General features: G+C 67.0%; 6 protein-coding genes. 4 read left to right on the top strand and 2 right to left on the bottom strand.

The features are described 5' to 3' along the window. Nucleotides 1–244 precede the first annotated feature (244 nt). The 4 genes from ACYVIO_RS43140 to ACYVIO_RS43125 all read left to right on the top strand — a co-directional run bounded on the left by ACYVIO_RS43140 (nt 245) and on the right by ACYVIO_RS43125 (nt 5,303). Nucleotides 245–2,389 carry a UvrD-helicase domain-containing protein gene (locus tag ACYVIO_RS43140; RefSeq protein WP_460656835.1) on the top strand — a complete coding sequence of 715 codons (2,145 nt, stop codon included), beginning with the start codon at nt 245–247 and terminating at the stop codon, nt 2,387–2,389. Between the two features lie 312 nt (nt 2,390–2,701). Further along, entirely contained in the window at nt 2,702–3,265 is a 564-nt protein-coding gene (locus ACYVIO_RS43135) for a LysE family transporter (RefSeq protein WP_460656834.1), read from the top strand. Nucleotides 3,266–3,390: 125 nt separating this feature from the next. Continuing rightward, nucleotides 3,391–3,756 carry a VOC family protein gene (locus tag ACYVIO_RS43130; RefSeq protein ID WP_460656833.1) on the top strand — a complete coding sequence of 122 codons (366 nt, stop codon included), beginning with the start codon at nt 3,391–3,393 and terminating at the stop codon, nt 3,754–3,756. 92 nt (nt 3,757–3,848) lie between these two features. Further along, nucleotides 3,849–5,303, top strand: coding sequence for a serine hydrolase domain-containing protein (locus ACYVIO_RS43125; protein ID WP_460656832.1), 1,455 nt, complete (start codon nt 3,849–3,851; stop codon nt 5,301–5,303). Nucleotides 5,304–5,682: 379 nt separating this feature from the next. Here the strand turns inward: ACYVIO_RS43125 and ACYVIO_RS43120 are convergent, their stop codons facing one another. Further along, nucleotides 5,683–6,087 carry a hypothetical protein gene (locus ACYVIO_RS43120; RefSeq protein WP_460656831.1) on the bottom strand — a complete coding sequence of 135 codons (405 nt, stop codon included), beginning with the start codon at nt 6,085–6,087 and terminating at the stop codon, nt 5,683–5,685. After that, nucleotides 6,071–6,628, bottom strand: coding sequence for a hypothetical protein (locus ACYVIO_RS43115; protein WP_460656830.1), 558 nt, complete (start codon nt 6,626–6,628; stop codon nt 6,071–6,073). The genes ACYVIO_RS43120 and ACYVIO_RS43115 overlap by 17 nt, the downstream gene beginning before the upstream one ends. Nucleotides 6,629–6,636 lie beyond the last annotated feature (8 nt).

The raw sequence follows: 6,636 nt of genomic DNA, 5'->3' as shown, positions 1-6,636 counted from the left end.
CGCCACCCGCACCGCCCCAGCCCCAACCACCCACACCCCGCCTCACACCTCAGCCGAGCCCCGGGAGACGCCCACCCCAACCACCCACACCCCGCCTCACACCTTGTCTTCCTCTCCGGCCGAAGCGACCTCAACAACCGCCGACCCCACCGGCCGCATCACCATCACCCCAGCCACAAGCGAGTCCCCCACCTCAGACACCACCGCCGGTCCAGCACCCACCGCGTCCCCCACGTCGGACACCTTGACCACCCCGAGCCAAGCGCACCCCACTTCCTCATCTCTTTCTCCGGCCGACGCGACCTCAACCCCCGCCAACCCCACCGGCCGCATCACCACCACCCCAGCCACAGGCGACCAGCTCTCCCTCTTCGGCGAACCCGGCGAGACCACCCCAGCAGAAGACCCCGAAGACCACCCACTGGCAACAGTCACCTCCATCCGCCGCCACCTCACCGTCGTCCCACCCACCGACGACACCCCAACACCCTTCACCGCCGCCACAGCAATCCCCGGCTGGTCCCCCAACGACAACCCAACCCCCAACAAAACAACGAACAACCAAACAACAGACGGCCCCGCCGTCACCATCCTCGGCGCCACCCCACACGACGACCTCCCCCGCGCCCAAGCCTCCGTCCTCCGCGAACGCGAAGCCGCCGACGTCGCCACCGTCATCACCCAAGCCCTGCACGACAAATGGACCGTGTACGACGAGAAGGAAGCGACCTGGCGCCCAGCCGGCGCCGGCGACATCGCCGTCCTCGTCCCCGCCCGCACCTCCCTCCCCTTCCTCGAAGACGCCCTCGACCGCGCCGACATCCCCTACCGCGCCGAAGCCAGCTCCCTCGTCTACCAAACCGCCGAGGTCCGCGACCTCCTCGCCTGTGCAAGAGCCCTAGGCGACCCCAGCGACCAGCTGGCCCTGGTGACCGCCCTCCGCTCCCCACTCTTCGGCTGCGGTGACGACGACCTCTTCACCTGGAAGCGCGCCGGCGGTTCCTTCACCCTCACCGCCCCGATCGCCGACAACCTCCTCACCCACCCCGTCGGCGAAGCCATGGAGTGGCTCCGCAAGACCTACTACGCCTCCCGCTGGCTCACTCCCAGCGAGGTTCTCGCGAAGATCGTCGCCGACCGCCGCATCCTCGAAGTCGCCGCGACGGGCCCCCGAGCCCGCGACGCCTGGCGCCGCATCCGCTTCGTCGTCGACCAAGCCCGCGCCTGGTCCGAGGTCGAACACGGCGGCCTCCGCTCGTACCTCGCCTGGGCCGCACACCAAGGCGAAGAGACCTCCCGGGTCGCCGAAGCAGTCCTCCCCGAGACCGACGCCGACGCCGTTCGCGTGATGACCATCCACGCCGCCAAAGGTCTCGAGTTCCCGATCGTCATCCTCAGCGGCATGACCGCCTCCCCCAACCGCCAACGGGGAGTCCAAGTCCTCTGGCCCCAGGACGGCGGCTACGCGGTCAAGCTCAAATCCTCAGTCCAAACCGAGGACTTCGACCTGGTCCAACCAGTCGACGAGCAGATGGACGACTACGAACGCCGCCGTCTCCTGTACGTCGCCGCAACGCGAGCCCGCGACCACCTCGTCGTCTCCCTCCACCGCTCCAACACCCGCCGCCACTCCAGCAACGCCGAACTCCTCACCTCGGCGAACGCCCTCGAAGTCCCCGACCTCCACCACCTCACCTCAGCAACCGGCCAACCCACCTCAACAACTCCCACAGCAACCCCCAAAATCTCCCCACCCCTCAACCGCGCCGAGTGGGAATCTCGCATCACCGAATCCCGCGCCGCCAGCCGTCGCCGTTCCAGCCAAAGTCCCTCCGGCCTGGAAGGCACTGGCCCCGACGTAGCCCTGCACGAAGCAGACTCCGGTACGGCGAAAGCGGCGCGCGACATCGACCTCCCACCATGGTCGAAAGGCCGGTACGGCACCGCCATCGGCCGAGCCGTCCACGGCGTACTCCAGGTCATCGACCTGACCACAGCAGTCGGCCTGGACGCAGCCGTCCAATCCCAATGCCTGGCCGAAGGCGTCGTCGAGTACGCCGACGTCGTCAAAGCGCTCGTCCGCTCAGCGCTCGATTCCGACATCGTGCAACGAGCCGCCACCCGCGACCACTGGCGCGAATCCTTCGTCGGAATCCCCCAACCGGACGGCACCGTCCTCGAAGGCTTCATCGACCTCCTGTACCGCGAGGACGACGGCACCTTGATGATCGTCGACTACAAAACCGACGCCATCCCCGCCGCGGCCCTCGACGCCCGCATCGCCCACTACGCGCCCCAACTCCACGCTTACACCACCATGCTCCCCACCAAGGCGAAGGCCACCCTCCTCTTCCTCGCCCCCACCAAAGCCCACGCCCACCAGCTCTAACCGCTTGCCCTAAGCAACCGAGGCGCGCCCGCGGTCGCGGGCGCCAGGCGCCGATCACGCGTATGTGGAACGCCTCGCTTCACATCGCCGCCACCAGGTCCAGGTCCACCTACTTCCCGCGCTGCCGCCCCCACCCCGGACAGCCCACCGCCCTGCTGACCGGCGGCAAATTCACTTGCCCGACGTCCCCCACCGACCCCACGATCAGTCCATGACCACGACCAACGCCCACTTGCTGCTGCCTTCCACCGATCGTTCGGTGGCGGCCAAGCAGCAGACCGGCCGACCGTTGGAATCGATCACCTCTCGCACGTGATCACCGCGCTCGTCGCGGGTCTGGTCGCCGGCTACGGCATCGCCATCCCGGTAGGCGCCATCGGCACCTATCTCGTAGCCCTCACCGCCCGCACGACCCTCAAGGTCGGCGCCGCAGCCGCCCTCGGCGTAGCCACAGCCGACGGCCTCTACGCCCTCATCGCCACCATCGGCGGCTCAGCCACCGCCCCCGCACTGGCCCCCATCACCACACCTCTCAAGTGGATCTCGGTTGCTGTCCTCCTGGCCCTGGCCGCCCGAGGCGCCATCACAGCCATCACCCACCACCGCCGAATCCACGCCACCAGACCAATCCCGCCCCCACCCAGCCCCACCAGCGCCTACTTCACCCTCCTAGGCATGACCCTCCTCAATCCCACCACCATCCTCTACTTCACCGCCCTCGTCCTAGGCGCCCAAGACACCACAAGCCCAACCCCACAGAACAAACCCTCTTCATCACGGCAGCCTTCATCGCCTCGACCTCCTGGCAACTCCTCCTCTCCACCAGCGGTGCCCTCCTCGGCCGCCTCCTCACCACCCCCAAAGCCCGCCTCCTGACAGCCCTCACCTCCAGCGCAGTCATCACCGCCCTGGCCCTACGAATCCTGATCACCTAGCAAGAGCTGTCAACCGGCCCTCCTGGATCCAGACATGCCTGAACCCAGGAGGGGAACCGGACCGCCATGGACACTCCCCGCCTGACACACGTCCGAGCGAACGTGCGAGACCTCGCCGGCGCGATCGCCTGGTACGAAGGCCTCCTCGGCGTACCAGCCGAAGGCCACTGGCCGCCCGACGCACCGACGTACGCGCACTTCACCCTCGGTCCCGCCCAGTTCGCCATCGGCCGTTACGACCCTGTGCCAGCCACCGGCGCCCGCTTCAACTTCGAGGTCGACTGTGCGGACGCGTGGTGGGCACGCCTGAGCCCGACGGCCGACGTCGTCGAGCCGCTCACCACCACGCCGTACGGCAGCCGCAAGTTCACCATCCGCGACCCCGACGGCAACGAGCTCGGCTTCGTCCAGGCCACGACATCCCGACTGTGATCGACTCGATCGCCAACCCGCCCGGATCGACCTGAGCACCAGCCTCAACAACGCCGGCTAATTCAATTGCTGGGCCTTGTTAGCGTTCCAGAATGGCCCCTCAACCTGCCCTCCTTCCGCGGTCGACCCCAGCCGCGATGGGGATCTCACCCCGCGCGATCACCACGCTGCTGGACCGACTCGAAGAGCATGGCGTCGAGTGCCACTCGCTCATGATCGTACGCCGCGGTCATGTGATCGCCGAAGGCTGGTGGGCCCCGTACTCGGCCGACCGCCCGCACCTTCTCTACTCCCTGACCAAGTCGTTCACCTCAGTCGCCGTCGGCCTCACGATCGCCGACGGGCTCCTCTCCCTGAACGACCGAGTCGTCGACGTACTCCCCGATCACGTCCCGACCGACATCTCGGAACAGGGCCGCCGCCTCACCGTCCACCACCTGCTGTCCATGACCGCCGGACACAGCGACGACAGCCTCACCGAAGCCTGGGAGCTGGAACCGCAGGACCTGGTGAAGGGCTTCCTCCGCGTACCGTTCACCGCCCCCGAAGGCACCCAGCACACCTACGACAACGCAACGACCTTCGTCCTCGCTCGAATGGTCGAACGCGTCACCGGCCGCGACCTCCGCGAACTGCTCGACGAGCGCCTCTTCAAACCCATGGGCATCGACCACGCCGAGTGGGACCGAGTAGCCAGCGGCGCCGCCTTCGGCTTCCACGGCCTGCACCTCACCACCGAGTCCGTAGCAGCCTTCGGCGAACTCCTCCTCCGCGACGGCCGCTGGGGCAACCAGCAACTCATCCCCAGCGAATGGGTGAAGCTGGCAACCACCCGCCACATCGAAACCCTCCCCCTCCCGGACTGGACGCCGAATCCGGACTTCCTCAACGGCTACGGCTACCAGTTCTGGATCAACCGCCACGGCTACCAAGGCCACGGCGCCTACGGCCAGCACTGCATCGTCGTCCCGTCCCACGACCTGGTCATCGCCTTCACCGGCGCAGTAGACCCCACAGACGCCCTCCCCGCCCTCTTCTGGGACCACCTCCTCCCCGACCTGGACACCGCGGCCGACGCCCCAACCGCAGCCCACCACCTCGCCCTCACCAACCAGCTAGAACACCTGACCCTCAAGCCAGTCCCAGGCGCAGCCACCCCAGCTCACCAGCCCGAGCCCGCCCCCACCAAAGCCACCATCGACGCCTCCCCCGAGGACTCAGCCCTCCCCCACGAAACCCCAGTACTGCTCGCCCCCACGAACACCGGATGGCACCTACACCTAGGCCCCGCCTTAACCATCAAAATCGGCCACGGCGACTGGGAGGAATCCTCACCCCTAGGCCGCCCCGTCGCAGCAACCGGCGCCTGGCAAGCCAACACCTTCACCGCCGACCTCTACGTCATCACCACCCCCCACCGAGTCCGCGTAGCCATCGACGCCACCAAAGGCACGGCAACCGCAAGATGGAACGTCGTCCCCCTAACAACCCCCAACCTCACCCTGCACCTCCAAACCCCCCTCATGACCCGCCCCGACGTCGCATAAGCGAGCTCGGCCGAACACGGCCTGCTCAAGACCTCGTAGAACGGCATGGGGCATCGACTCGATGTCCGGCCGCGCAGCCGCATCCAGCTCAAGGATCAGTCCGGCTCCCCGCCAGGGAGATCTTGGCCAATGGGCTTGGCGGACCACCCGCCACCCTCACTGCGCCGCCATTCGACGTCACCGGAATCGCGCGCCTCGTCCCAGGCGGGGCTGACGAAGCAGTGGGGAGCAGACCTCTCCGAACTCCAAACCCACGCCCAGTACCTCTCGACAACGCTCCAGCACAGCTGGACTGTCGCCTGTGTCAGCGGTCGCCACCGGGCTCGCCATTGGAGGGTGCGTTTCGTCAACGGCAGGCTGAACGCGGGGACCAGGCGATCTACTCGACGATCTCGACCGCTACGCCGTACTGCTCAAGAAACTCAGCAGCGAGCTCTTCGCCGGCCAGCCTCGGCAGACTCCGCTCCCACCAGGTTTGATGTGGCCACATATCCACAGGTATCAACACAGCCCTGTAGCGCTCGTCCGCGGCGGCGACCGCCGTGCGCACCCACGACAACTGCGGGAAACGCCCGAGGCCGGGGTCATTCAACAGTTGCTCGAGCAACCCACGCACCGACCGATCATTGTGGAACTCGTCGATGTCTTCGGAATAGCCCTGCTCACAGGCCTGCACGAACCCCAGCCATTCGTCGACCAGAGCCGCCGGACTGCTCCTTGGCCTCCCTCCCGCAGCCTTCACAGCTTCACCGAAGGCGGCGAGAAACTCAGCGGTGTCGTTCACGAGACATATCCTTCCAGAAGTACCCCAGCGGATCGTCTGGAACGAAGTAGCTTGCGATGACGCCGTCTGATCTGCGGACTCCGAACTCTCCTGTCACCGGATCAAGGCGGATGAGAGCTCCGTCGCGTAGCCGCAAACCTTCGATTGTCCCGGGCCGTGCGCCGGAACCCATGAAGGCGCGAGCTGCGTCGACATAGGCCGGATAAGTTCCCAAGCCGGCCAGGTCGGGGCTCTTGCTTCTCAGCGTGTTCTTCCCCATTGCCGTGTTGATCCCCTTGACATGCTTTGCGTAGTGCGCAAAGGCCAAACGCTCGTTGGAGAAGTTCCCGACCAGGGCCAGCTCCGTACCGGTGCCGCTCGTCGACGACGCGACCCGCGCGTCGCGCGCGGCGACTCCCAGCCCAGGGAATCGGCTGGCGACACCGATGACGGCGATGCTCGCAGCCAAGTCCGAGCAGTTCCCCTTGACTACGCAGGCCTCTGCCGACAGCGCGCCAGCTGAACCAGCGGACACCATTCCGGTGGCCGATGAGACCTGCATGAGGATGG

The sequence above is a fragment of the Kribbella endophytica genome, assembly GCF_054781295.1.
The sequence above is the reverse complement of the archived record's forward strand: the minus strand, read 5'-3'. Positions and strand labels throughout refer to the sequence as shown.

Excerpts from the sequence above, each read along its gene's own strand:
- ACYVIO_RS43125 (WP_460656832.1), top strand. The coding sequence starts at position 3,849 with ATGGCCCCTCAACCTGCCCTCCTTCCGCGGTCGACCCCAGCCGCGATG.
- ACYVIO_RS43115 (WP_460656830.1), bottom strand. The coding sequence starts at position 6,628 with ATGCAGGTCTCATCGGCCACCGGAATGGTGTCCGCTGGTTCAGCTGGC.
- ACYVIO_RS43130 (WP_460656833.1), top strand. The coding sequence starts at position 3,391 with ATGGACACTCCCCGCCTGACACACGTCCGAGCGAACGTGCGAGACCTC.